General features: G+C 67.6%; 20 protein-coding genes. 13 read left to right on the top strand and 7 right to left on the bottom strand.

Features of this window, described 5'->3' with window-relative positions:
• The first annotated feature begins 90 nt into the window (after positions 1–90).
• From NR810_RS02615 to NR810_RS02605, 3 genes are all read left to right on the top strand, one after another.
• A complete protein-coding gene (locus NR810_RS02615) occupies positions 91–1,386 on the top strand; it encodes a hypothetical protein (RefSeq protein WP_257447197.1) in 1,296 nt (431 codons plus the stop codon).
• A 147-nt stretch (positions 1,387–1,533) separates the two neighbouring features.
• Positions 1,534–2,028: a hypothetical protein gene (locus NR810_RS02610; protein ID WP_257447193.1), complete on the top strand. Its 495-nt coding sequence runs from the start codon at positions 1,534–1,536 to the stop codon at positions 2,026–2,028.
• A gap of 4 nt (positions 2,029–2,032) precedes the next feature.
• A complete protein-coding gene (locus NR810_RS02605) occupies positions 2,033–2,596 on the top strand; it encodes a hypothetical protein (RefSeq protein WP_257447191.1) in 564 nt (187 codons plus the stop codon).
• A 35-nt stretch (positions 2,597–2,631) separates the two neighbouring features.
• On the opposite strand, the gene NR810_RS02600 is transcribed toward NR810_RS02605, so the two are convergent.
• The 3 genes from NR810_RS02600 to NR810_RS02590 are packed head-to-tail and all read right to left on the bottom strand — an operon-like array spanning position 2,632 to position 7,244.
• On the bottom strand, positions 2,632–3,840 hold the full coding sequence (locus tag NR810_RS02600; protein ID WP_257447188.1) for a nucleotidyl cyclase domain-containing protein: 1,209 nt from the start codon (positions 3,838–3,840) through the stop codon (positions 2,632–2,634).
• A complete protein-coding gene (locus NR810_RS02595; RefSeq protein ID WP_257447185.1) occupies positions 3,837–4,688 on the bottom strand; it encodes a Rossmann-like and DUF2520 domain-containing protein in 852 nt (283 codons plus the stop codon). The genes NR810_RS02600 and NR810_RS02595 overlap by 4 nt, the downstream gene beginning before the upstream one ends.
• 12 nt (positions 4,689–4,700) lie before the next feature.
• Positions 4,701–7,244 (bottom strand): AAA family ATPase, encoded by a 2,544-nt coding sequence (locus NR810_RS02590; protein ID WP_257447183.1) that lies wholly within the window; start codon positions 7,242–7,244, stop codon positions 4,701–4,703.
• A 209-nt stretch (positions 7,245–7,453) separates the two neighbouring features.
• Between NR810_RS02590 and NR810_RS02585 the strand changes: the two genes are divergently transcribed.
• From NR810_RS02585 to NR810_RS02560, 6 genes are read left to right on the top strand one after another with little or no spacing between them, the layout of a single operon-like run.
• Positions 7,454–8,197 (top strand): YIP1 family protein, encoded by a 744-nt coding sequence (locus NR810_RS02585; RefSeq protein WP_257447181.1) that lies wholly within the window; start codon positions 7,454–7,456, stop codon positions 8,195–8,197.
• Complete coding sequence (locus NR810_RS02580) at positions 8,194–9,516, top strand: TolC family protein (protein ID WP_257447178.1); 1,323 nt, start codon at positions 8,194–8,196, stop codon at positions 9,514–9,516. The genes NR810_RS02585 and NR810_RS02580 overlap by 4 nt, the downstream gene beginning before the upstream one ends.
• Entirely contained in the window at positions 9,513–10,769 is a 1,257-nt protein-coding gene (locus tag NR810_RS02575) for an efflux RND transporter periplasmic adaptor subunit (protein ID WP_257447176.1), read from the top strand. The genes NR810_RS02580 and NR810_RS02575 overlap by 4 nt, the downstream gene beginning before the upstream one ends.
• Positions 10,766–11,530 carry an ABC transporter ATP-binding protein gene (locus NR810_RS02570; RefSeq protein WP_326522483.1) on the top strand — a complete coding sequence of 255 codons (765 nt, stop codon included), beginning with the start codon at positions 10,766–10,768 and terminating at the stop codon, positions 11,528–11,530. Before NR810_RS02575 ends, NR810_RS02570 begins: the two co-directional genes overlap by 4 nt.
• Positions 11,527–12,759, top strand: a complete 1,233-nt coding sequence (locus NR810_RS02565) for an ABC transporter permease (protein WP_257447173.1) — start codon at positions 11,527–11,529, stop codon at positions 12,757–12,759. Before NR810_RS02570 ends, NR810_RS02565 begins: the two co-directional genes overlap by 4 nt.
• A 32-nt stretch (positions 12,760–12,791) precedes the next feature.
• Entirely contained in the window at positions 12,792–14,021 is a 1,230-nt protein-coding gene (locus NR810_RS02560; RefSeq protein ID WP_257447753.1) for an ABC transporter permease, read from the top strand.
• Here the strand turns inward: NR810_RS02560 and msrA are convergent.
• A complete protein-coding gene (gene msrA / locus NR810_RS02555) occupies positions 14,018–14,677 on the bottom strand; it encodes a peptide-methionine (S)-S-oxide reductase MsrA (protein ID WP_257447170.1) in 660 nt (219 codons plus the stop codon). The two genes, NR810_RS02560 and msrA, sit on opposite strands and share 4 nt — an antisense overlap.
• A 157-nt stretch (positions 14,678–14,834) precedes the next feature.
• Between msrA and NR810_RS02550 the strand changes: the two genes are divergently transcribed.
• On the top strand, positions 14,835–15,128 hold the full coding sequence (locus NR810_RS02550) for a hypothetical protein (RefSeq protein WP_257447167.1): 294 nt from the start codon (positions 14,835–14,837) through the stop codon (positions 15,126–15,128).
• Between the two features lie 21 nt (positions 15,129–15,149).
• Here the strand turns inward: NR810_RS02550 and NR810_RS02545 are convergent, their stop codons facing one another.
• On the bottom strand, positions 15,150–16,697 hold the full coding sequence (locus NR810_RS02545) for a GspE/PulE family protein (protein WP_257447165.1): 1,548 nt from the start codon (positions 16,695–16,697) through the stop codon (positions 15,150–15,152).
• A gap of 146 nt (positions 16,698–16,843) precedes the next feature.
• Here NR810_RS02545 and NR810_RS02540 point away from each other — a divergent pair, with 146 nt between their 5' ends.
• On the top strand, positions 16,844–18,796 hold the full coding sequence (locus NR810_RS02540) for a lysyl oxidase family protein (protein ID WP_257447163.1): 1,953 nt from the start codon (positions 16,844–16,846) through the stop codon (positions 18,794–18,796).
• A 30-nt stretch (positions 18,797–18,826) separates the two neighbouring features.
• Here NR810_RS02540 and NR810_RS02535 read toward each other — a convergent pair whose 3' ends face one another.
• Positions 18,827–19,615 (bottom strand): DUSAM domain-containing protein, encoded by a 789-nt coding sequence (locus NR810_RS02535; protein ID WP_257447160.1) that lies wholly within the window; start codon positions 19,613–19,615, stop codon positions 18,827–18,829.
• Positions 19,616–20,185: 570 nt separating this feature from the next.
• On the opposite strand from NR810_RS02535, the gene NR810_RS02530 reads away from it, so the two are divergent.
• Positions 20,186–21,133, top strand: a complete 948-nt coding sequence (locus tag NR810_RS02530) for a DUF2381 family protein (protein WP_306817768.1) — start codon at positions 20,186–20,188, stop codon at positions 21,131–21,133.
• 602 nt (positions 21,134–21,735) lie between these two features.
• Here NR810_RS02530 and NR810_RS02520 read toward each other — a convergent pair.
• The gene (locus NR810_RS02520; protein WP_257447155.1) at positions 21,736–22,116 is read right to left on the bottom strand and encodes a hypothetical protein; all 381 of its coding nucleotides are present in this window, start codon (positions 22,114–22,116) and stop codon (positions 21,736–21,738) included.
• A gap of 166 nt (positions 22,117–22,282) precedes the next feature.
• Here NR810_RS02520 and mtgA point away from each other — a divergent pair, with 166 nt between their 5' ends.
• The gene (mtgA, locus tag NR810_RS02515; RefSeq protein ID WP_407653752.1) at positions 22,283–23,182 is read left to right on the top strand and encodes a monofunctional biosynthetic peptidoglycan transglycosylase; all 900 of its coding nucleotides are present in this window, start codon (positions 22,283–22,285) and stop codon (positions 23,180–23,182) included.
• The last annotated feature ends 92 nt before the right edge of the window (positions 23,183–23,274 follow it).

Genomic DNA, 23,274 nt, shown 5'->3' with positions numbered 1-23,274 from the left:
CGGTCACAAATCGTGGCGATGAACTTGGTTTTCGGGGTAAGGGGGTCGACCGTTCAAGTCACGGTCTCGTACCCGGAACAGGAACCCGAAATGGCTCATCCCGCCCCTCCGCATGTCCAATCCGCCCAGGCGCAGGTCGCCGCCGCCCTCCAGCAGGTCGAGGGCAAGCCGGTGGATCTCCTCAAGGTCCCCTGGTCGGAGGTGGAGGCGTCCGCCATCAAGCTGCTCGGCGGAGCCTTCCAGGTGAACAACCCGAACCACCAGGGGCTGGCCCTGGGCCTGGCCGGTGCCTTCGCCGAGCGCATGGCCACCGAGCACGGCGCCTTCTGGTTCCCGAACCGGGACTCCCCGGAGGGGGCGACGCTGGGCTTCCCGGACGCGATCATCATGCTGTCCCCGTTCGGGGCGGTGATGGACGCGCTGTCGCAGGGGAAGCTGGCGAAGCTGGAGGATCTGGCGGCGGACATCCGCAAGTCGCTGGCGCAGGTGAAGTTCGCGCCGGGGGCGACGCAGTCGCTGGGGGCGTCGGGGCCGAAGATGGGGCCCGCGGACTATCAGCGGCTGTTCGATCCGGGGTTCCTACAGTTCGTGGTGTTGGACTCGGCGAAGGCGAAGACGGCCTTCGAGACGAAGCCGGACGCGCTGGCGCGGGACATCCGTGACGCGCTGGGCCGGACGCAGCTGCCGCCGGAGGCGCGCCAGCAGTTCGAGGGGCAGATCGTGCAGTCGCTGCAGCGGTTGGATCCGAGCCATGCGTTGGCGGAGCAGATGGACCGGGCGCCGCGGATCGCGGAGCTGATGGGCCACATGTTCGCGACGGTGGGCGGGACGGGAGCGGCGCCGGAGGAGTTCTGGGGAGAGATCGTGCTGCCGCTGCTGTTCATCGGCTCGCCGCAGAACTTCCCGCCGGTGGACGAGGAGGAGATTGGAGCGTTCACGCAGGGGGCGCCGCCGCTGGCGCTGTTCGTGGACGTGGTGCCGCACACGGTGCAGGCGCCGGAGGAGGGGCTGCTGGGGACGTTCGAGCAGTCGGACCTGAGCCTGCTGCACCCTGGATTCGGGAAGGTGGGGGCGCTGAGGCTGATCAAGGTGAACTCGGATCGCATCAAGCCGCTGCTGGCGAACTTCGATCCGAACAAGACGGTGGACGCGGTGAGGCGGTTCACGAAGTACATGGAGGAGAAGTCGGGGAAGGGAGCGCCGCCGAACCCGCAGAACGAGGAGATGCTGAAGGCGGCGACGGTGCTGCTGACGGATCTGAAGAAGGCGGTGGAGACGAAGGGCGACGTGTGTTTGCGCCGGCTGACGGAGGCGGAGGCGGCGTCGGAGCAGGCGGTGGCGGTGGTGCGTCAGGCGCTGAACGGACCGCGAATCATCCTGAGCTGAGATCACCCTCTCCCTCTGGGAGAGGGCCGGGGTGAGGGTATGGGGTCCAACACCGAGGACCCCTGGAAGGGGCCAACCGGGAGAACCCGGCTGGCCTCTTTCGCGTTCTGGGACAAGCCACGGAGACGCTTTCTTGGAGGATGGGCCTTGCCGGCGCTACTCGATGCACTGCTTCGTTCCAGGCAATTCACGAGCCTTCATGCTCTTCCGCTGTTGCTCCTGCTTCTGTCGGGATGCGCCACGGTTGAAGGGGGCCTCGAACCGCGACACTTCCAGTTCGTCGACGTGGTTCCAAAGCGAGGCAAGGGCGCGGGAGGTTGGAGGGCCGCATGCGTTCACGTGGGTATCAGGAAAACGATCACGAACGAGCTGTTCTTTTGCAAGTTCGGTGTCGAGATGCCCATTGAAAATGACAAGCAGGGATTCATTCCTGTTGAGCGCGCCCAGAGCGTCGCCGCGAAGTGCGCCAACCTGGCGGCGAGCAACATCCTTCGCCTCACCACCAAGGAAACCCCGCTGGGGATTGCATGTGAGCTCTTCAAGACAGAGTATGATCTTGTTTTGAGCAATACCATTTCGGGCTCACACGCCACGAGAGTTTGTGACGTAAAAGCCAAACCTGTCGTGGTCACTCCTCCCTGATGCCATGGCTCCATCTTCTGAGCAGTTGCTTTCAGTTGCCCGGAATTACTGGCCCTCTAGCAACGAGCACTATCTCGAGGGTGAGGCAAGCCCCGAGATCGAGAGACTTCGAGAGCGATGGGAGCAAGAGCTGAAGAAGATCGACCGGTGGTGGTCGTTCCTGAAAGAGCTCGAGAGCGAGTTGCCCGAATTCACCATCGGAGACGCTACCGCGACGGTCAACGCCAGCTTCCGCTGTATCGCTTATTCAGGGAAGGATGTGCCAAAACGTTTCGCTGTCGTCGGTTGCGTCAGCATCCTTGCGCCCGTTTGCACCGTCTACGGTCTGGAATTCGAGGATTTTGAAGGAACGCGAACCGTCCATCGGATTTGGTTCGATCCACTTCCAGCCGAGATGCAATCTCCTGCGCGTGTCATCTCCAGAAAGCTCGAAACGACATTTGGAGTCAGCGCGCTTCCACGAGAGATTGCCGATATCCCCGTGCCGTTATTCGTGGAGTGGAAAGAGCCTCCAGATACGACGCTTTTTCATGCGCTCTTTTCCAGCAAACCGGAAAGAGTGCCTTGAGGGGACTCCTTTCGTGTTCCGGGAGAAGGATCGTTTCAGACAGGGAAGCGGCGTCCGGTCAGCTCGACCTTCGAGAGGGTCAGACGGAAGGGCTCGCCGTTCCGAGCGGCATCTCCGAGCGCGACGGAGTCCTCGACGAGGACACCGTCCAGACCCGAGTCCTCCGCGAGCTTGGAGGCGATATTGACGGGGTTGCCGGCGATCTCACGCTCACCGTTGGCGAGAGGGAAGAGGTAGACCTCGCCATGGGTCAGCCCGACATGCGCATTGAAACCAAGGGCTCGATTCTCCTCGATGAGGTCGCGCGAGAAGGCGACGGCTCCATGGCCCTCGGGGAAGAGGACGATGGCCAGGGTGCCGTTGGACTTCACGACGTCCGCCCCATGGGACGACGCGATGCGACGGATCGCGAGGTTGATGAGGGACATGTCGGTGAACGAGTCCAGCAGGAACGCGTGAGGCCTGTGGTCGACCTTCACGAACACCACGGTGCGGGTCTTCCGATACTCGGGAAACTCCTCCTTCCCGAGCTCCGCCAGGGACGCCGAGCGCAGCCGCTGGAAGAACGCGGCGTCGAAGGGCGTCGGGTAGTGGGGATTGTTGCCTTCAACGGCCTCCAGGGAGCCCGGGTAGTCCGCGAGCGACCACAGCGCGCCCTTCTTCTCGAGATCTCCGCGCACCCGGGCCGCGTCGCGCACCGGGCCCGAGAGGTGCTCGTGAATGGCCTTCGACAGGACGATCTCCCCTCCCGAGGTCTCGTCCTCGGCGATGGCCTCGATGAAGTCAGCCCCTTCGCCGAAGAGCCCGCCGCCGACCTTGAAGCACTCGCAGCTGTGGATGCCGATGCCGATCTGGACCTGAAGGGCCTTGACCCTGGCCTGCACCGCGAGCATCTGCGCGACGACCCGGGACGGCGCGATCGCCTCGGGGAAGAACATCTGCGAGTTGTCGGCCGCCCAGATGCCGATGGCCTCACCGCCGATCGCCGTGCCGTAGGAATGAATCACTTCCTTGGGCTCGGAGATGAGCTTCATCACCTGAGCCAGGGTGTAACGCTGGGTCAGCTGGGACAGGCCCGCCGAATCCGTGGAGACGATCGTGCCCCGTGTCCGGAAGGGGGCCAGGAGCTGGTCGTGCCGCGTGGAGGTCTTGTCCTGCCCGTTCCAGCCCAGAACGAGCTCGGCTGGGATGACCCCGGCGACGTCCTGCCGGAGGTCCGCCAGGGAGATGTTGTACGTGGTCATCGGTTACCCGAGCCCCCGGATTCGAGCAGCTTCTCGAGAGCGGCGCGGGCCTCGGGAGTGAGTCGATGCTCCACGAGCTGCAACCCGCGCCGTGACAGCGGCCGATAGACGTCGGACGCCTCGGGGGGAAGCGCCGCGAGGTGCGCCGCCACCACGCCTGAATCCCCTCGGGCAATCGGGCCGGTGTACCCCGCCGCCAGTCCACGCGCTTCCACCCCGCGCAACGCCGAGCGAGTCAGCGGAAGCAGCGCGGCGAGTGCATCCTCCTCGGAGATGCCCGCGACGCGGAACGCCTCCACCGCCGCGGAGAGCGCGGCCACCACGCCCCCCGCGCTCAGCACGGCCCCGGCGTGATAGGCGGCGCGGTGCTTCTCCGGCACCCGCAGGGCGCGAAGTCCCGTGTCCTTGGCCATCCGCTCCAGCACCTCGCGCAGCCAGCGGGAGCGGGTGCTGAGGGCCACCGAGTTCCCCGCCAGCGAGTCATGTGGATCCGACACCGCCACCAGCGGATGGAACGAACCCAGGACCCGTCCGCGCGGAGCGCCCAGGGCCTCCAACGAGAGCGCGCCCGCGCAGTGCACCAGGGCCGCTCCACGCGAGAGCCGGGGCTTCAACTCCTCGGCCACCGGGGGCACGGCCTTGTCCGGCACGCACAGCAGGCACACGCGGGCCTGGGCCACATCACTCTCGGAGGCCAGCTTCAGCCCCAGCTCCGAGGCGCGGCGCCGGCTGTCCTCGGAGCGCGCCAGCACGCGCACGGGCCAGCGCTTCGCGGCGAGCGCGAGGGCCAGTGCTCCTCCCAACCGGCCCATGCCCACCACCACCACCCGAGGGCGACTGGGGCGCACGGGGCTCACGGCTCAGCGGCTCTCGCGAAGGAACTGCAACTCCCCATCCTGCACTGCCACCCGGACCCGGTCGCCCGCCATGAACTCGCCCGCGAGGATCCGCTCGGCGAGGGGGGCCTCCACCAACCGCTGCACCACCTGTCGCATCGGCCGCGCACCCAGCTTCGGGTCGAACCCGCCCGCCTTCATCAGGTGGCTCACCACCTCCTGCTCGGCCACGTACTCGATGCCCTTCTCCGTGGCGAGCCGCCGGCTGCTCTCCGCCAGCAGCAGGTGGGCGATCCGCGCCACCTCCGTCTCGGATAGCGGCCGGAAGGGCAGGCGCTCGTCGATGCGGTTCCACAGCTCGGGGGGCAGCGCCTGGCGCGCGGCGGTGCTGGCGGCGTCCATGTCCGAGGTGGCCGGGCCCTTCTGCTCCGGAGTGCCGAAGCCGAGGGTGCGGCTCGCGCGCTGGAAGGCGTCCGCGCCCAGGTTCGTCGTCAGGACGATGACGGTGTTGGAGAAGTCGATGTGCCGGCCCTTGCCGTCCGTCAGGCGGCCCTCCTCGAGCACCTGGAGCAGGAGCAGCTGTACCTCGCGGTGGGCCTTCTCGATTTCATCCAGCACCACCACGGACGAGGGCCGGCGGCGCACGGGCTCGGTGAGCTGGCCCCCATCGCCGTAGCCGACGTAACCCGCGGGCGAGCCGATGAGACGCGAGACACCGTGGCTCTCGGCCATCTCGCTCATGTCCAGGCGCACCAGCGAGTCCTTGCTGCCGAAGAGCACCTCGGCCAGGGCGCGGGCCATCTCCGTCTTGCCCACGCCGGTGGGGCCCAGGAAGAGGAAGGAGCCCATGGGCCGGCGCGAGGCGAAGCCCGCGTAGTTGCGGCGGATGACGCGGGCGATGCGCGAGATGGCTTCCTCGTGGCCGATGACGCGCTCACCCAGGTCCGCCTCCAGCCTCAGCAGCCGCGCCGAGTCCGTCATCAACAGGCGCTCCTCGGGCAGGCCGGCGATCTTCGCCACCACGCGCGCCACGTCCGAGGCCTCCACCAGCTCCTTGCCCTCGCGGCGGCTGCGCGAGCCGGCCAGGTCCACCACGGAGATGGCCTTGTCCGGCATGAAGCGGTCCGTCACGTAGCGCGACGCCAGCGACGCGGCGGCCTCCAGCGCCTCCGGGGCGTAGCGCAGCCCGTGGTGGTCCTCGTACCGGCCGATGATGCCCTGGAGGATCTCCACCGTCTCGGGCACCGAGGGCTCGTGCACCACCACCGGGGTGAAGCGCCGCTCCAGCGCGGGATCCTGCGAGATGAACTTGCGGTACTCCTCGTGCGTGGTGGCGCCGATGCAGGGGAACTCGCCGCGCGCCATGGCCGTCTTCAGCTCGTTGGCGGCGTCCTGCGGCCCCTCGCCGGTGGAGCCCGCGCCCACCAGCGTGTGGATCTCATCGATGAACACCACCACGCGGCCATCGGCGCGCCGCACCTCGTCCTTGAGGGCGTTGAGCTTCTCGGAGAAGGAGCCGCGCAGCTGCGTGCCGGCCACCACCGAGGCCATGTCCAGCTCGATGAGGATCTTCTCGGACAGGGTGCCGCGCAGCTCCAGCATGCGCTGGGCTACGCCCTCCACCACGGCCGTCTTGCCCACGCCCGCCTCGCCCAGCAGGCAGGGGTTGTTGGTGCGCCGCTTGCCGAGGATGTCGATGACCTCCTCGATCTCCTTGGCGCGGCCCACCACGGGATCCAACTTCCCCTCCTGGCCGAGCCGGCTCAGGTTGCGGCCGAGCGAGGTGAGCAGGGGGAAGCGCTTCTCATCGAGCACCAGCGGCGTGGCGGCCCGGGCCGGAGCGGCCGGGCGGGGCGTGGGGCTGGGGGAGGGCAGGGCGGGCGCGGGAGCTGCCGGGGCCAGGGAGGCGGGGACCGGCGGAGGCGTGCGTGTCGGCACCGGGGGCACCGGCGTGGGGGCGGCGGTCTCCAGCACGTCCTCGTTCACCTCGTCGATGAGGTCGCGCGGGGACAGCGCGGGCCGGGACGGAGCCCGGGGCGGCGCGAGCGTGGGGCGCGGCATGCTCACCGCGAGCGCGGAGGCGGGCGGAGCCGAGGGCGGGGCACCCAGGGGACGGGTTGGCCGGGGCATGGCCGCCATCGTGGTGGTGCGGCCCGGCTGGAACCGCCGCGGCGTGCTCCCGCTGAGACAGTAGGAGAGGGCGGTGTTGCCCAGGTTGATGAGGTGCAGGCCGGCGCGCGTCAGCAGCTCGCTGGCGGCGCAGCGCACCCGGGTGAAGGCCACGAGCAGGTGGAGGCAGTCCGCCTCGCGCGCCCCGCTGTTCTGGGCGATCTCCCGGGCCCGCATGAACAGCTCCCGCACGAGCCCATCCTGCTCGGTGGGCTGGGACGTCATCGTCTCCAGCAGGCTGTCCTCGTCGACGCCCTTCTCCTTCAGCAGGAGCTGCGCCCGGTTCTCCACCGTGAAGAGGGCCAGCAACACGTGGGCCGAGGTAGGCTTCTGTGCCACGCTCTGAGCGATGTCATTGGCTTCGTGGAGAACCTGAGCGAGATCCGTGCTGTCGACCATTCGTACTCCGGCGGGCGAGCAGGCGAGCACATACACCCTCTGGATCTTCGCGGCAAAATTTCCGCTACAGGTCGCTACATCACCTCCTCGCAAGGTGACGGAATCTCAGGAATCCGCCTGCTTGCTCCCCTGTTGGGCGGCAACTGTCAGCCTGCTTGCAATGGCGGGCCTGTCTGGGCGTACATCTCGTTGCCCCGACAACGCACCTTATGATCTCCATCGTTCAACCCGCCCGTGTGCTCCTGGATCCGCTCGATGCGACAGGCGCCGCAGTGGAGGCCCGCCGCTGGCTGTGGCCCCTGCTGATCCTCGTCGTCTGTGTGTCCGCCTCCGGGACCGCCTTCTCCCTCCGCTGGAATGCCGGTCCCGCGGTGGTGCAGGAACTGCAGATGACCGGCAAGCTCGACCGGCTGACGGAGACGGAGATCTCCGAGGAGATCCAGACCGCGACGCGCAAGACGCTGGTGGCGGGGATCGCCAAGGGCGTCTTCGTGATGCCGCTGATGACGCTGCTGCTGGCGGCGGTGTTGTGGGTGTGGGCGTGGCTGTTCGACAGGTCGGCGCCCTTCGGCGGCCTCATGTCGGTGGCGGCGCTGGCGATGCTGCCCATCGCGCTCTACCACCTCATCTTCACCGTGTGCGCGCTGGCGCAGCACTCCCTCTCCCTGGAGCGCGTGCCGGAGCTGGTGCCCGCGAGCCTGGCGGTGTTGGACGGGCTGTCCCCCAAGATGAAGAAGGTGCTGGGGGCGGTGGACTTCTTCAACCTGTGGAGCGTGGGCCTGATGGGGCTGGGCTTCTCCTCGGCCACGGGGATGCGCAAGGGCCGGGCGCTGCTGCTGTGCCTGGGGCTCTACCTGCTGTACGTGGGGGTGTTCTCCATTGGTCTGCCCGCGATGATGGCCGGAGGGCCTGGCGGTCCGGGTGGCCGGGGTGGTCCGGGAGGTGGCCGATGAGCGCGCTCGTGCTCGCCGCGGTGCTCGCCGCCACTCCCGTGACGCTGGAGGATGCCCGGGCCCGGAGCCGGGAGAACGTCCAGGCGCTGACCGCCCTGTTGCAGGTCTCCTCCGCCGAGCAGGACGTGCGCATCGCGCGCTCGTCGCTGCTGCCCCAGCTGGGGTTCGGGGTGGAGGCGAACGCGAGCTATGCCGGCCCCCGGCTCGCCTATAACGTCACGGAAGTCGCGCCCGGTGTCTTCGAGCAGACCGAGGGCGAGACCACCGCGAATACGGCCACCGGCTTCAATCTCGGCCTCACCCTCTCCCAGCTCGTCTATGACCGGGCCGTCTGGGCGCGGCTGTCCCAGAGCGGGGCGCAGTTGGAAGCGCAGCGGGGCGAGGCGCTCGAGCAGCAGGACACCTCCGAGCTGGAGGGCATCCAGCGCTTCTACACGCTCTTCCGCACCCAGGCGACCATCCAGGTGCTGGAGGCCAACGTGCGGCGCAGCGAGGAGCAGCTCGAGCGCGCCCGGGCGCTCTTCCAGGCGGGCCGGGTGGGCAAGGCCGAGGAGCTGTCCGCGCAGGTGAACCTGGGCAATGACCGCCTCGCCGTGGTGGCGCGGCAGTCGCAGCTCGCCACGGATCAAGCGCGGCTGGCGACGTGGCTGGCCATGCCGGGCGCGGAGGCCGTGGAGGCGGTGGATCCGGGCGTGCTCGGCCAGCTTCCGGCGCCGGCGCCCTCGCTGGAGCAGGTGCTGCAGGAGGCGAGGACCCGCCGGCCCCTGCTGGCGGCGCTGCGCCAGCGGCTGCGCGCGGCGGAGCTGCAGGAGAGCATCGCCAATGCCGGCTACCTGCCGCGCGTCTCCCTCCAGGGCCGCTTCTCGCGCAGTGGTTCGACCCCGGGGGTCGTCTTCTCCTCGCTGCGGCGGCAGAACTCCGCGTCCGGGGGCATCTCCTTGTCGTGGGATCTCTTCAACGGCTTCTCCACACAGGCGCAGACGCGCCGGGCTGAGTACCAGAGCCGGGTGGCGGAGCTGAATCTGCAGCAGAACGAGCGCGAGCTGGAGGGCGCGGTGCGCCAGGCACACGTGACGCTGCAGGCGCAGATCACCTCCACGGAGCTGGCCGAGGCCAACCGCAAGGCGGCCGCCGACGCCCTCACGCTCGCCGAGGAGCGCTTCAACGCGGGCGTCAGCTCGACGTTGGAGGTGCGCGACGCGCAGCTCAAGCTCACGCAGGCCGAGCTGACCCTGTTGGAGAATCGGATCAACGTCGAAATCGCCCGCTTCGGATTGATGCGGGCCATGGGCACTCTGGCCCCGGGAGAAGCGAAATGAAGTGGTGGAAGGCGGCGATCGCAGGCGGACTGTTCCTCGGTGGGGCGGCCATCACCGCTGGTGGGCTCAAGGACCGGCCCCCTCCCATGGTGGAGGTACAGGTGACGAAGGCCCGCAAGGGCTCCGTTACCCGCACCATCACCGGTGCTGGCAAGGTGCAGGCGGCCACCACGGTGAAGATCTCCTCCAGCCTCTCCGGCGACCTGATGGAGCTGCTGGTGAAGGAAGGGGATCGGGTGACGAAGGGCCAGGTGCTCGGCCGCATCGACCGGAAGCGGTACGAGGCGTCGGTGAAGCAGGCGCTGGCGGCCCAGAACGCGGCGCGCTCGGAGCTGCAGGTGGCCCAGGTGGAGGCGGACCGCACCTCGGCGGAGCTCGCCCGCGTGGAGGAGCTGGGAAAGAAGGGCCTGGCTTCGGCGGCCGAGGTGGAGCAGGCCAAGGCGGCCCGGGACTCGGCCTTGGGGCGGGTGGGGGCGGCCCAGCAGCGCCTGGCCCAGTCCTCCGCCGTGTATGACGAGGCCCAGACGAACCTCTCCAAGACGACGATGCTGTCGCCCATCGACGGCAACGTCATCGAGCTGTCGCGCGAGGTGGGCGAGCGGGTGCGTGGCTCGGACCTCTCCGAGGACGTGGTGATGACGATCGCCGCGCTCAACATCATGGAGGTGAAGTTCGAGGTGGGCGAGCACGAGGTGGTGCACCTCAAGCCCGGCCAGCCCGCGGAGATCTCCGTGGACGCGCTGGAGGGCGAGTCCTACCAGGGCTCGGTGGTGGAGATCGCCCAGAAGGCGCTCATCAAGAACCCGGGCACGGAGGCGGAGGTGACGACCTTCCCGGTGACGGTGGCGCTCAGCTCGAGGCCGCCTCGGGTGCTGCCGGGCATGAGCGCCGAGGTGCGCATCTCCGCCGAGACGCATGACGACACGGTGCTCGTCCCCATCCAGTCGGTGACGGTGCGTCCGGAGAAGAGCCTGCCGGACTACAAGCCGGCGGTGGAGGGCGGGGGCCTGGCGGTGGCCCGCCGCGCGGAGACGCTGGCCAAGGTCGTCTTCGTGGTGGACGCGGACAACAAGGTGCAGCTGCGCCGGGTGCGCACGGGCATCGCCTCCGACACGGACCTGGAGATCCTCGAGGGCATCCAGCCGGAGGACCGGGTGGTGGAGGGCCCGTACCGCACGCTGTCCAAGGAACTCAAGCACGGCGATGCGATCCGCGAGCCGCAGCAGGGCGGTCCGGGTGGGAAGAAGTCGTGAGCGAGGCCAACGGCGCCAGGAGCCCCTGGCTCATCGATGTGCAGGACGTCACCCGGGTCTTCCACGTGGGCGGCGAGGAGGTGCGCGCGCTGCGAGGCGTCTCCTTCGGCATCTCGCGCGGCGAGTGGGTGGCCATCATCGGCCAGTCCGGCTCGGGCAAGAGCACGCTGATGAACGTGCTGGGCTGCCTGGATACGCCCAGCAGCGGCCGGTACCTGCTCAACAACAAGGACGTGTCGCGCATGACGGACGATGAGCTGGCCATCGTGCGCAACGTGGAGATCGGCTTCATCTTCCAGACGTTCCAGCTGCTGCCCCGCGAGACGGCGCTCGCCAACGTGGAGCTGCCGCTGGTGTACCGGGGCATCCGGGCCAAGGAGCGGCGCGAGCGGGCCAAGGCCGCGCTGGCCAAGGTGCACCTGGATCACCGCATGCACCACAGGCCCAACGAGCTGTCGGGTGGTCAGCGCCAGCGCGTGGCCATCGCCCGGGCGCTGGTGGCCGAGCCCTCCATGCTCCTGGCGGACGAGCCCACGGGCAACCTGGACTCGGCCACGGGCGAGGAGATCGTCCGGCTCTTCGAGGAGCTGCACCGCGCGGGCAACACGCTGGTGCTCGTCACGCACGAGCCGAAGCTGGCGGCGCGCTGCCCGCGGGCCATCCGGCTCAGTGACGGGCAGATCGTCGCGGACGGCGTGGGGCGCGAGGTGGCCCACGGTGACACGCACGCGCCGCCGGCCCAGGCCGCGGGGGGCGCATGAAGGGCACGGCGCGAGTGGATGTGCTCGAGGGGGCGCGCATCGCGCTCTACTCGCTCGGGGCCAACCGGATGCGCACGGTGCTCACCACGGTGGGCATTGGCATCGGCGTGGCCACGCTGCTGGCCATCGTCGGCATCATCCAGGGACTCAACAGCTCCTTCGAGAAGCAGCTGGCCTCCCTGGGCTCCAACACCCTCTACGTCTCCAAGTACCCCTGGGTCATGACGGGGGACTGGTGGCGGTACCGCAACCGGAAGAACTTCACCCTGCCGCAGCTGGAGCAGATCCGCACGCAGTCGACCTACCTCTCCGGCATCTCGCCCGTGGTGGGCCGCAACGCGGACGTGAGCTTCGGAGGCGAGCAGCTCTCGGCGGTGGACCTTTCCGGAGTGACGCACGAGTACCTCACCGTCGCCAGCTACGAAGTGACGGCCGGGCGCTTCCTCACCGAAGCGGACGACGCCGTCACGCGGCCGGTGGCGGTCCTCGGCGCCTCGGTGGCCGAGGGGCTGTTCCCGGGGTTGAATCCCATTGGCCGCTCCATCCGCGTCGAGGGCCGTTCCTTCCTGGTGGTGGGCACGCTGGCGCGCAAGGGCAAGCTGCTGGACGAGGATCAGGATCTGGTGGTGTTCGTGCCCTTCAAGACGTTCTTCAATACGTTCGGCAAGAGCCGGGGCTTCAACATCGCCATGTCCATCGAGAACTCGGAGGACATGCACAAGGCGGAGGACCAGCTCGTGGGTATCCTGCGCCGCGTGCGGAACACTCCGCCGGGGACCCCGGACGACTTCTCCATCAACCGCCCGGAGATGCTGGCCCAGACGTATCAGCAGCTCACCGGGGCGCTCTACGGCGTGGCGATGGGAGTGGGTCTCATCACCCTGCTGGTGGGTGGCATCGGCATCATGAACATCATGCTGGTGTCGGTGCGCGAGCGGACACGGGAGATCGGCATCCGGCGGGCGCTCGGGGCGCGCAAGCGCACCATCGTGCTGCAGTTCCTCATGGAAGCCTCCGCGGTGTCCGCGGTGGGCGGACTGTTGGGGACGGTGGTGGGATTGGGGACGGCGAAGGTGGTGTCCCTGATCTCCCCGCTGGCGGCGGACGTGCAGTTGATGACCGTCTTCGGCGGAGTGGGCTTCGCCGCGCTGGTGGGGCTGCTGTTCGGCATCTGGCCGGCGGCGCGAGCCGCCAACCTGGACCCCGTGGAAGCGCTTCGCTACGAGTGAGCACACCCATGTTCCGACGCTTCGAGGCCAACCTGCTGGCGGTGGCCGACAACCTGCGCCTGGCCCTGGGCACCTTTCTGGGCAACCCGTTGCGCTCGCTGCTGACGCTGCTGGGCATCGTCATCGGCGTGACGACGGTCATCACCATGATGGCGCTCATCGAGGGCTTGCGCCTCAAGGTGAACAACGATCTGTCCCAGCTGGGCGCCAACACCTTCCAGGTGAGCAAGTGGCCCTCGGGCTTCGGCCGGGTGAACTGGCAGAAGTACGCCAAGCGCAAGGACCTGACGCTGGAGGATCTCCGGGCCATCCAGGAGTCCTGCCCCTCGGTGGGCACGGTGTCCGCGGCGGACACCGAGGGTGGGCAGAAGGTGTCCACCTCCACCACGGAGACGCGCCCGTCGGTGCGCATCACGGGCGCCACGCCCAGTTACATCGACACCAGCGGCATCACCATCGCCAAGGGGCGCTTCTTCGGCGAGGTGGACGCGGTGGATGGGCGGCAGGTGGCGGTGGTGGGCGTGGACGTGGTGGACGCGCTCTTCCCGGCCATGGAGCCGATAGGCCAGGAGATCCGCATCAAGGGCCGGCCCTTCACCGTGGTGGGTGTGCTGCAGCGGCGCGGCAGCTTCCTGGGCATGCAGAGCATGGACAACCTGATCATCATGCCCATGCGCGCGTACGAGCAGCTCTACGGCAAGGTGCGCTCGGTGGGCCTGTCCGTGCAGGCGCTGGAGCCCGATCTGCTCCAGAAGGCGCAGGACGAGGTGACGAACCTGCTGCGCCGCCGCCGCGACGTGGCGCCGCTGGAGCCCAACGACTTCGAGGTGCGCACCAACGAGTCGATGACCGAGACCTTCAACAGTCTGTCCCAGGTGATCACGATCGCCAGCTTCGGGGTGTGCCTGCTGTCGCTCGTGGTGGGCGGCATCGGCATCCTCAACATCATGCTGGTGTCGGTGACGGAGCGGACGAAGGAGATCGGCATCCGCAAGGCGCTGGGGGCGCGCAAGTGGCGCATCCTCGGGCAGTTCGCCACCGAGGCGGTGATGCTGTCGCTGCTGGGTGGCTCCATCGGCGTGGGGCTGGGCTTCGGACTGGCCTTCCTCTCGCGCTGGGTGCTGGGCTTCAACACCGTGGTGCCCGGCTGGGCGGTGATGCTCTCGCTGGTGATGAGCTCGGGCGTGGGCCTGGTGTTCGGCATCTACCCCGCGGCGCGTGCCGCGAGGTTGGATCCTGTGGAGGCCATGCGCGCGGATTAGGGCGCGGCGGCCACGCCCACGGGGCAGCTCACCCCCGTGCCGCCCAGACCGCAGTACCCGTTCGGGTTCTTCGCCAGGTACTGCTGGTGGTAGTCCTCGGCGTAGTAGTACTCGGGCGCCTGGCGCACTTCCGTGGTGATGGTGTCGTAGCCCGCCGCGCCGAGCACCTTCTGGTAGGCCTCGCGCGAGGCCTCGACCGCCTTCCTCTGCGCGTCCGTGTACCAGTAGATGGCCGAGCGGTACTGGGTCCCCACGTCGTTGCCCTGGCGCATGCCCTGCGTCGGATCGTGGCTCTCCCAGAAGACCTTCAGGAGCGTCTCGAAGGAGACCTTCTTCGGGTCGTACACCACCAGCACCACCTCGGTGTGCCCCGTGCGGCCCGAGCACACCTCTTCATAGGTGGGGTTGGGAGTGTGGCCTCCGGCATAGCCGACCGAGGTCGAGTACACCCCGGGCGTCTGCCAGAACTTGCGCTCGGCGCCCCAGAAACAGCCCAGCCCGAACACGGCCTGCTCCAGGCCCTCGGGGAAGGGGGGCTCCAACGGCGCGCCGTTGACGAAGTGCTTCTTGGGAACCTGCATCCGCGTGGAACGGCCCGGCAGGGCCTCCTCCGCGGAGGGCATCTTCAGCTTGTTGGGGTTGAGGATCCGCCACATGCCCCGAGATTAACGCCGGGCAGGGGAGCGCGCCGGGATTGTGATGCCTCCCGTGGGCAATGGCCGGAGAAGGGGAGTACGCCGGGCGACGCTCCCACCCCCGCTCCGGCTCCAGGCAAGTAGCTTGTTCCCTCCCGCGGGTTAGAGTGGGAGGCAGATGACGGCTTCGCCCGCCCCGCCCACCGAGACTTCCGAACCGGCCTCCCCCGGGCGTCCCCGTCTCATCATCAACGGAGAGCCGGTGCGGCCCGAGGACCTGGGGCGCGGTCTGTCCGCATCGGTCCAGCTCCGGTTGAGCATTTCGAAGGAACCGTACGAGGCGCCCGAGCCCCTTCCCCGGAAGCCCGTGCGCGCCTCCCTGAACGTCTCCGCCTTTCCCTCGCGGGCGCTCGGGGTGCTGCTGGTGCTCCTCGCGCTGGGGGTGGCCGCGCTGGTGCTCCTGCTCCGGTGAGCGGCCCGGGGCGGACACCGCTCAGTCCTCGACACCCCGGCCCTGCTGTCGCTCCTCGCGGAGGGTGAGGATCTGCCGGTAGGGCACCACGCGCACCAGCTCCGCGAGCGTGGTCTGTCCGGCGGCGATCTTGTCCAGCGCGTCCTCGACCAGGGTGCGGAAGCCGTGCTCACGCGCGTGACGGCGGAGCTGGGCTCCGTGGGCTCCAGTGGCGATCAGATCCTGCATCGGCGCGTCCACCACCAGCAGCTCGTAGATGCCGGTGCGCCCGCGGTAGCCGGTGTGGCGGCACTCCTCGCAGCCGAGACCGGTCTGGGGCTGGAGGCCGTCCAGCAGCGAGCCCAGCACCTCCTTCTGCTTCCGGGTGGGCTCGGCGGGCGCCACGCAGCTCGGGCAGATGCGGCGCACGAGCCGCTGCGCCAGCACCGCGAGCAGCGAGTCCGCGATGTCCGAGTCGTCCAGCTCCAGGCCTCGCAGCCGTCCCACGGCGCCCACGGCGTCGGCGGTGTGGAGCGTGCCGAGGACGACGTGGCCGGTGGCCGCGGCGTTGAGCGCCATGCTGCCCGTCTCCAGGTCGCGGATCTCCCCCACGAGCATCACGTTCGGATCCTGCCGCAGCAGGGCTCGCAGCAGCGCCGCGTGGTTCATCTGCGGGCTGACCTGCTTCTGGTTCACCTTGGGGACGTAGTACTCGATGGGATCCTCGGCGGTGATGATCTTCTTGCGCCCATCGTTGAGCTGCGCGAGCGCCCCGTAGAGCGTGGTCGTCTTGCCGCTGCCCGTGGGACCGGTGACGAGGATGAGGCCCTCGGGGTTGGAGAGGAGTTGGAGGAAGAGCGTCTCCATGGCCGGGTTCATGCCCAGCTTGTTGACGGGCACGAGCCCCACGCTCGAGTCGAGCACGCGGATGACCACGTCCTCGCCACCGGGGCTGGGCACCACACTCACGCGGAAGTCGAGGACCCGCTCCTCCTCGCCCCGGGTGATGACGGCGCGGATGCGACCGTCCTGGGGCCGGCGGCGCTCGGTGATGTCCATCCCGGCGAGCACCTTGATGCGGCTCACCACCTCCTGCACGGTCTGGGGATCCATGTCCGTGTAGGCCTGGTGCAGGATGCCATCACTGCGGTAGCGCAGGTCCACGTCATCGAGGTAGCTCTCGATGTGGATGTCCGACGCCTTGCGCTCGAGGGCGCCCGCGAGGATGTCGTCCACGAGCTCGACGGGCGTGGGGGGATGCGGAGATGGGGGGCGCGCGCGGATGACGATGTCCGCCTTCGCCTGGGCCCCGGTGCCGAAGCCGGTCGCCAGCGCCTTGTCGATCTCGTAGCGGTTGAGCTTCACCGGCTGGATGGGCCGCTGGAGGATGTCGGCGAGCCGCAGCCGCAGGGTCTTGTTGTCGGGATCCAACATGCCGACGGTGACGGGGGCGTCGGGCGTCTTCGCGTCGAACCTGCCCAGCACCACCACCGTGTGGCGGCGGCAGAACGGCTCTGGCAGCAACCGGATGGAGTGGCGATCGAGGGTGTACTGCGAGAGCTCTGAAAAGGTTTGTGGCCCCTGTGCCATGACATGGGCATAGCACGCACGCGCCTCGTGTCCGATATGCGGCGCCTTCCACGGGCGCCTCGTGTCGTCTCTCCCACGGGTCGTAGGAGCATGAGCGGACGTAGCGTCGGGTCCGATACGAGTCCGTGCTCCGAGGGGGGTCGATCATGAGAATGCGCCGGGTGCTCATCTCGCTCACGCTGGTGGCGATGTGGGGGGGTTGCCGTCCCCAGGAGCCCGAACCGCCACCGGACCCTTCACCGGGCGAGGCCCCCGTCCTGTCCGAAAAGCCACTCTGGACGATCGAGGTGCCCGGGCCGCTCCGGCAGTCCTGCTTCGGTCACTCCATCGCGCTCGGGGACGTGAACGGGGATGGGACGTGGGACCTGGTGGTCGCCGCGCCCCCGTGCACGGGGATGACCGGCAAGGGCCACCTGGTCCTCTACGCTGGCGAGGGGGCGTCCTTCTCCTCCGAGCCCGTCGTCGCCGAGCTGGACTGGCGCAACCCCAACCCGTTCGCGAACGGGCGTGGCGGCGTGGTGTCCATCGGCGACGTGAATGGAGATCGCTTCGCCGACATCCTCGTCCGGGCGCAGTCCGCGGGGACACTCGTCTTCGCGGGAGGCGAGGAGCTCCGCGCGGTGCTCCAGGAGCCCCTGTTCCGCGTGCCGTTCCTCGGCATCCATGTGTCTGGCTTCCTCTCCGACCTGGATGGCGATGGGCTCGATGACCTCGTCGTGACCCAGGGCGCGGGGAGGGTGACGTACATCCTTCGCGCCACTCCCGGTGCCCAGGAGCCCTTCACCCAGGTGCGGGTCTTCCAGGAGCTCGCCGCGCGGGTCATCCCGGCGGGTGATCTCAATGGCGATGGGCGGGGGGAGCTGCTGCGCGTGACCGCGGAAGGCTCGGAGCTCTTCCCCGGATGCGGGCCGGACGCGCCTGGAGTCTGCGAGGGCGGCGTGTCGGCTTCACGCGTCTGGAATGCCCCCGAGGACGTGACGGCGTTCTTCCCGGATCAGGATGGAGACGGACACCCCGAGGTCCTCCTCAGCGGAGCGGGCCGCGTGCAGGTGCACCTGTTCCAGCCGGAGGGCGGTGTCTCGCCGGCGCCGATCTGGAACCTCCTCGGGGACGCGGTGTTTCCGGGCTTCGGCGGCGCGGCCATGTTCGCGGGAGACCTGGACGGGGATGGCCAGCGGACGGAGTTCCTGTTGGGCTCGATGGGGCGCCTGTACGCGTTCTTCCCCCAGAAGGCGCTCTCCGCCGAGCTGCGCCCGGCATGGGCCTGGCCGAGGAGCGACTCGCTGGGACCGGGCTTCCCCGGGTACGTGCGCTACGCGGTGGTGGGCGCCGGGGATCTCAACGGGGACGGATACGCCGATCTCCTCGCGGGCCTGGCTCCACCGCAGGACCAGCTGGCGCCGACGCAGGCGACGCAGCCGGGGAGGGTGGTGGCCTTCGGCGGAGGCAGGGTGCCGTCCGGGCCGTCCGCGCCCTTCCTGAAGGAGCCCAGGTCCTGCGGGCTGTCGAGCGAGGGCAAACCGGACGTGACGGTGGACGCGGACGTCCTCGCGCGCACGCTGTACGTGGAACCGCGAAGCTTCTCGGAGCAGTCGTGCGAGGTGACGGAGCGGTGCGTGGGGGCCCCCGGGAACCGGCGCCTGCTGCGCTTCGGCGTCTCCATCCAGAACCTGGGCTCGGGGGCGGTGCATATTCCATCCCCCGAGCAGCGGCCGGACCTCTACGAGTTCGACGCGTGCCACCAGCACCATCACCTCAGCGGGTTCGCCAGCTACGAGCTGCTCGATGCGAGGAGCGAGGTGGTGGCGGTGGGCCGCAAGCAGGGCTTCTTCCTGGTGGACCTGACGCCCTCCTGTGGGGACGCGACACCGCAGGCCATTCGTGAGGACGAGTCACAGGGCATCTCGCCGGGCTGGGCGGACGTGTACTCCGCGGACTATCCGTGCCAATGGCTGGACATCACGGACATCCCGGATGGCACGTACACATTGCGCGTGGGCGTGAACAAGAGCGGCATCGTCGACGAACTGGACGTGTGGCCAGACTCCGTCGACGTGAAGGTGAAGCTCTCGGCCACCTCGGTGGAGGTCCTCCCGTAAGCGCGTGGACGTCCCCTCTCCTCGAGCCGGTCACGACTCCGGGGGCGGGCTGTCGAGGCCCCTTAGCTGTTCCTCGGCCATCCGGCGGTATTGCGGCACGATCTCCACGGCCAGCACGTCACGCATCTGCTGGCGCGCACCTTCAAGGTCTCCCGAGTCCCGGAGCCTCGTCATCCGGTACATCGAATTCAAGAATCGGCGCTCACTCTCCCGGAAGCGAGAGAGGACCATCCCCATCAGGGCCTCGGCGCCTTCCGGGCTCTTTAGGGTCTCTTCCGTCTCGGTCTCGCTGATGGCTGCCGTGGGGGCGGTCCGGCGAAGAAGGGCGCGCAAGTCGTCGGTGAGTTCCAGGGCGTGACCCTGCTGAACTCGGAGGGAGAGCGCCGCGAGTTGCTGCCGGTCGTGTAGGTCCGGATTGATCCGCCCGGTTGCGAGCACCTCGGCAAGTCCCGTCAATTCGTCTAGCAGGATTTTGGCCTGCTCCCGGTAGAAGGGGACAACCTCCACCGAGAGCACGTCACGAATGAGCTGTTGTGCCCCGTTCAGGTCCCCTTTTTCTTGAAGTTCTTCCACCCGGTCTCGGGCCCTGTTGAGTCGCCGGGACCCTTCCCCAATGCGCTGGTGGATCTCTCCTAGCAGCGTCGTTGCGGTGGGCAGACTGCGCAGAGCATCTTCCGCGTCCTGCTGGCTGATGGCCACCTGCTGAGCGGTCCTCAAAAGAAGGGCGCGCATCTCGTCGTTGAGTTCCAACGGGGCTCCGTTCTGAAGAACGTTGCGACTCAGCACCCATACATCATCCAAGTCCGTCTCTTCAGCCATGTACGCGCCTCTACCTATTTCCCGTGGCACTTGCCAGAAGGCCATTTTTGCTGCCCTTCACACAAGCGCATGCAGTCGTGGCAATTGCCCGTCCATTTACGATCTTGGCACCTGTTGTAGTTCCGAATGCAATCCTGCTTCCATTCGGGCAAGGAATCGTTGTTGGAGTAGTCGTCATCGTCAGCATCGGCGCGCGCAGCCCTGAGCACCTGATCAACCTCGGATTGCGTGGCCCCACAAGCGCCTACCGGGTCCTGTGGATGCTTCTTGATGCAGCACGTCATGGTGGAGTCGCCAGGTCGGCAGTCCATTGTTGCCGCTTGCGCCAGGACTACGGGACGGTTCGACGTGTAAGTGTAGTGCGTTCCACCGGAGTAGGCGTAATGCGCCCTACCAGTTGAGCAACCGGACACGAGCATGCCCCACAGGAGGGCCACGCTGGCGAAGAAGCAGGAAGTCACGTTGTTCATGCTCTCCAGCCTAGAGCGGCGGGCTTTTAGGTCGCTATGACGGGCAAAGGCTCGGAGGGCTGGATGTTCGTTCGGGTTATCGGATAGGTTGGCCCCTTGTATGCGGAATTTCTTACCTCCCCGGTCTGCTCTGTTTCTCGTCGTCATAGCGTCTGTGGCAATGGCGAGGGAGCGATTCCCCTCAGTCCGGAGTGTCTACGTTCGGAACGACCCGCAGGAGAGGGCCGAACAGCTATTCGTGACTCGTGACGTGACGACCGTTCTCCGGTTTCAGCAACCCTGCACCGAGGCAGGAACGAAAATGCTGGGGTGGGAAGGTCGTTTTGAGCCGGTGACGTGTGCCGGGAAGCGAGTGCTCATTGAACCGCTTCAAACCCTTGAGCCCGAGGACCGATTTCTCTTGGTGGTCCGGCTCGCGGATGGGACGGAAGTACCCTTTACCATTTCAGGGTCAAGCTGGAAGGAGGGAGAGTGGCCCGACCAACAGGTAAACGTGTTCTTGGAACCGGACGCTCCAGATGCGCTTCGTAAGCAGCTAGAGGAATCCAAAGAAAGGGAGCGTGAGCTTTGGGATCAACTCACGGTTGAGAGCTTTACGGGGTCGTCTGAAAACCACACCCTCGCGGCGCTCCTTACGCAAGGCGCGGTGAGGTTCACACCATTTGTGATCCGTAAAGCCTGGATCTTCAAGAATGAGGATTCGAACATTCAAGCTAGCGTTCTTACCGATGGTAAGGAAAAAGTGGCGGTTCTGTTTCGTGTGACAAACAAAGACCCATCCACTCCTTGGAGATTGATGGACGCTCGCCTGTTTGTGCTACCACCGGGGTCCCAGCCTCCATTGTTCGTCGGTGAAGGAAGGCCGTTTGCCCTACGAACGAACAAAAAGGTGATTCCCCCTGGCGAAACAGGATTTGTCGCCGTTGTCGCGGATAAGAGCGCTTTTGACTCGCCACAGGGCCCCAGCAAGCTTGCCCTGGGAATTTTTCGCCACGACGGAATGCTGGCGGCGCATGTGACGCTGGATCGTAGTCTCTTCAAAAAGTAAGAGGGTTGCTCATGCGTTCGGCTAGAGCACTGATTCGCCCCTCTCTCCTCCTGTTTCTCGCGGCCACGGGTTGCCCAACGGCGGGAGTGCCCTTGCGTCCGGATGGCAGCCCTGGACCGGAGAAGTGTCCGGAGGAGGCCCTTACGGCGATGCGAATTCTTCGGCTGCGTCCTGGGGACTCGGCTTTCGTTGAACTTGATGTGAACCAGACCGACACCAGCCCAATCACCCTGTATGACGGGCCTGTCGAGAGCATGTTGAACGAACCTCTCGGACCACTTGAAGCACCTACACGGCTATACGGACGAGTCTGGACAGGTGGCCCGCAGGTCGTCGTCCGATATTACGAAGCGAGGCCGCCACACGGCGACACGATCCCGATTTGCGCGGTGGCAAGGCTCGCGCATGGCCAGCTAAAGAAACTGCCCGAATCGAAACCGGGAATGGCGGTGCTCGAATTCTCGTCCTCTGGCGTGTTCGTCGTGGACTCTTTCCGTTGAACCAACCCCACCAGGACACCCCGCCTGAGCAACCCCGGTAGTCGGTTCACCTCGGGTGCGTGCCCCGTGTAGTTGCGGATGTAGCTTCGTGCGCCCGCCGGACTACGGAGCGGGCTCACAACCACAGCCGCAGTCATCGAAGAACGGAGCCAGACCGGGGTCGCAGACGAACCGGATGGCCGCGCACCGCTCCGGATCCCTCGAGACGTAGGTCCGGCTCGGGTCATCGCATTCCTTCTTCGGCGCCTTCTGGCAGATGCCGCCGCAGTCGGCGCCCCCTTGGTTGGGATCGCAATCATCCGAGGGGTCGTCGACACAGACGTAGCCCTCGGCACAGGGGATGGCGGCGAAGCCTCCGCAGAAGGCGCCCTCCTTCCGCAGGTCGCTGGACGACTCCTGCGCATCGGCGGTGGGAGTGCAGGCTGAACCGAGGAAGATGGCACCCGCGGCGAGGACACCCCAGGACATCAGTCGAATGGACATGGACCCCTCCTTCAGGGAAGGAATCGGGCGTGGGGTTCACATCGGGTAGGAGAGTGGCGAGGGGGCGAGCCCCGTCGTGATCGCCCGGGGAGTGGCACCCCGGGAGACGAAATTTCCTCCAGGGGATCTTCGATGTAGATGGATCACCCACATGGGCAGCCGCACGATGAAACTGAGTCAGAGCGGTACGAGCAAGGTGAAGCCAGCGAACACGGGCAAGACGAAGCTGGCCACCACGGGCAAGGCGAAGCAGGTCGGGAAGGCGAGCAAGCGCGGAGGCGGCGGGCTGGTGCGCACGCTGCTGATGGTGGGCTTCCTGGGGCTCGTGGTGTTCGTGTCCTACGAGTACACGCGCCTGCCGGACGCGGCCCCGCTGCTGAAGCAGAACCCGAAGACGACGGCGCTCATGGAGCAGCGCGCGCAGGAGGCGAAGGAGGCCGGCCGCAAGGTGCGGCGGACTCAGTCCTGGGTGGGGCTGTCGAACGTGTCGAAGCACGCCATCGACGCGGTGTTGCTCTCGGAGGACGCGAGCTTCTACCTGCACGAGGGCGTGGACACGAAGGAGCTGGAGAACGCGCTGGAAGACGCCATGCGCAAGGGGAAGCTGGGGCGAGGGGCCTCGACGATCACCCAGCAGCTGGCCAAGAACCTCTGGCTGTCGACGGACCGCAGCCTGCTGCGCAAGGGCAAGGAGCTGATCCTGGCGCACCGGCTGGAGACGTCGCTGCCGAAGAACCGCATCCTCTCGCTGTACCTGAACGTGGTGGAGTGGGGGAACGGGGTCTACGGCATCGAGGCGGGTGCGCGGGAGCACTTCGGCATCCCGGCCTCGCAGCTGACGCCGGCGCAGGGAGCGATCCTGGCGGCGATGCTCCCGGCGCCACGCAAGCGCTCACCCTCCTCGGGCTCGAAGGCGCTCGAGAAGCGGGCGCACTGGATCATCGAGCAGATGGAGGCGGTGAAGCGGCTCGACGCCGGGCAGGCGCGGGTGGCGCACGCGGAGATCGAGCAGATCCTCAGTGGCAAGAAGCCAGACGCGTCCGAGGAGGAAGTGGAAGGCGCCTGACGCGACCCGAGGGGTTGGCGGACGTGTTCCGCTCTGAACGCGTGGAGCGCGGGGAGGGGATGGTGGCGTTCCGAGGTCGTTCCTACTATCTG

The organism is Archangium lipolyticum (assembly GCF_024623785.1).
GTDB lineage: Bacteria > Myxococcota > Myxococcia > Myxococcales > Myxococcaceae > Archangium > Archangium lipolyticum.
This window is presented reverse-complemented; position numbering and strand designations above follow the sequence as displayed.

Coding starts and splice junctions, on each gene's coding strand:
- NR810_RS02615 (WP_257447197.1), top strand. CDS start 91: ATGGCTCATCCCGCCCCTCCGCATGTCCAATCCGCCCAGGCGCAGGTC.
- NR810_RS02605 (WP_257447191.1), top strand. CDS start 2,033: ATGGCTCCATCTTCTGAGCAGTTGCTTTCAGTTGCCCGGAATTACTGG.
- NR810_RS02600 (WP_257447188.1), bottom strand. CDS start 3,840: ATGACCACGTACAACATCTCCCTGGCGGACCTCCGGCAGGACGTCGCC.
- NR810_RS02590 (WP_257447183.1), bottom strand. CDS start 7,244: ATGGTCGACAGCACGGATCTCGCTCAGGTTCTCCACGAAGCCAATGAC.
- NR810_RS02585 (WP_257447181.1), top strand. CDS start 7,454: ATGATCTCCATCGTTCAACCCGCCCGTGTGCTCCTGGATCCGCTCGAT.
- NR810_RS02580 (WP_257447178.1), top strand. CDS start 8,194: ATGAGCGCGCTCGTGCTCGCCGCGGTGCTCGCCGCCACTCCCGTGACG.
- NR810_RS02575 (WP_257447176.1), top strand. CDS start 9,513: ATGAAGTGGTGGAAGGCGGCGATCGCAGGCGGACTGTTCCTCGGTGGG.
- NR810_RS02565 (WP_257447173.1), top strand. CDS start 11,527: ATGAAGGGCACGGCGCGAGTGGATGTGCTCGAGGGGGCGCGCATCGCG.
- msrA (WP_257447170.1), bottom strand. CDS start 14,677: ATGTGGCGGATCCTCAACCCCAACAAGCTGAAGATGCCCTCCGCGGAG.
- NR810_RS02550 (WP_257447167.1), top strand. CDS start 14,835: ATGACGGCTTCGCCCGCCCCGCCCACCGAGACTTCCGAACCGGCCTCC.
- NR810_RS02545 (WP_257447165.1), bottom strand. CDS start 16,697: ATGGCACAGGGGCCACAAACCTTTTCAGAGCTCTCGCAGTACACCCTC.
- NR810_RS02540 (WP_257447163.1), top strand. CDS start 16,844: ATGAGAATGCGCCGGGTGCTCATCTCGCTCACGCTGGTGGCGATGTGG.
- NR810_RS02535 (WP_257447160.1), bottom strand. CDS start 19,615: ATGGCTGAAGAGACGGACTTGGATGATGTATGGGTGCTGAGTCGCAAC.
- NR810_RS02530 (WP_306817768.1), top strand. CDS start 20,186: ATGCGGAATTTCTTACCTCCCCGGTCTGCTCTGTTTCTCGTCGTCATA.
- NR810_RS02520 (WP_257447155.1), bottom strand. CDS start 22,116: ATGTCCATTCGACTGATGTCCTGGGGTGTCCTCGCCGCGGGTGCCATC.
- mtgA (WP_407653752.1), top strand. CDS start 22,283: ATGAAACTGAGTCAGAGCGGTACGAGCAAGGTGAAGCCAGCGAACACG.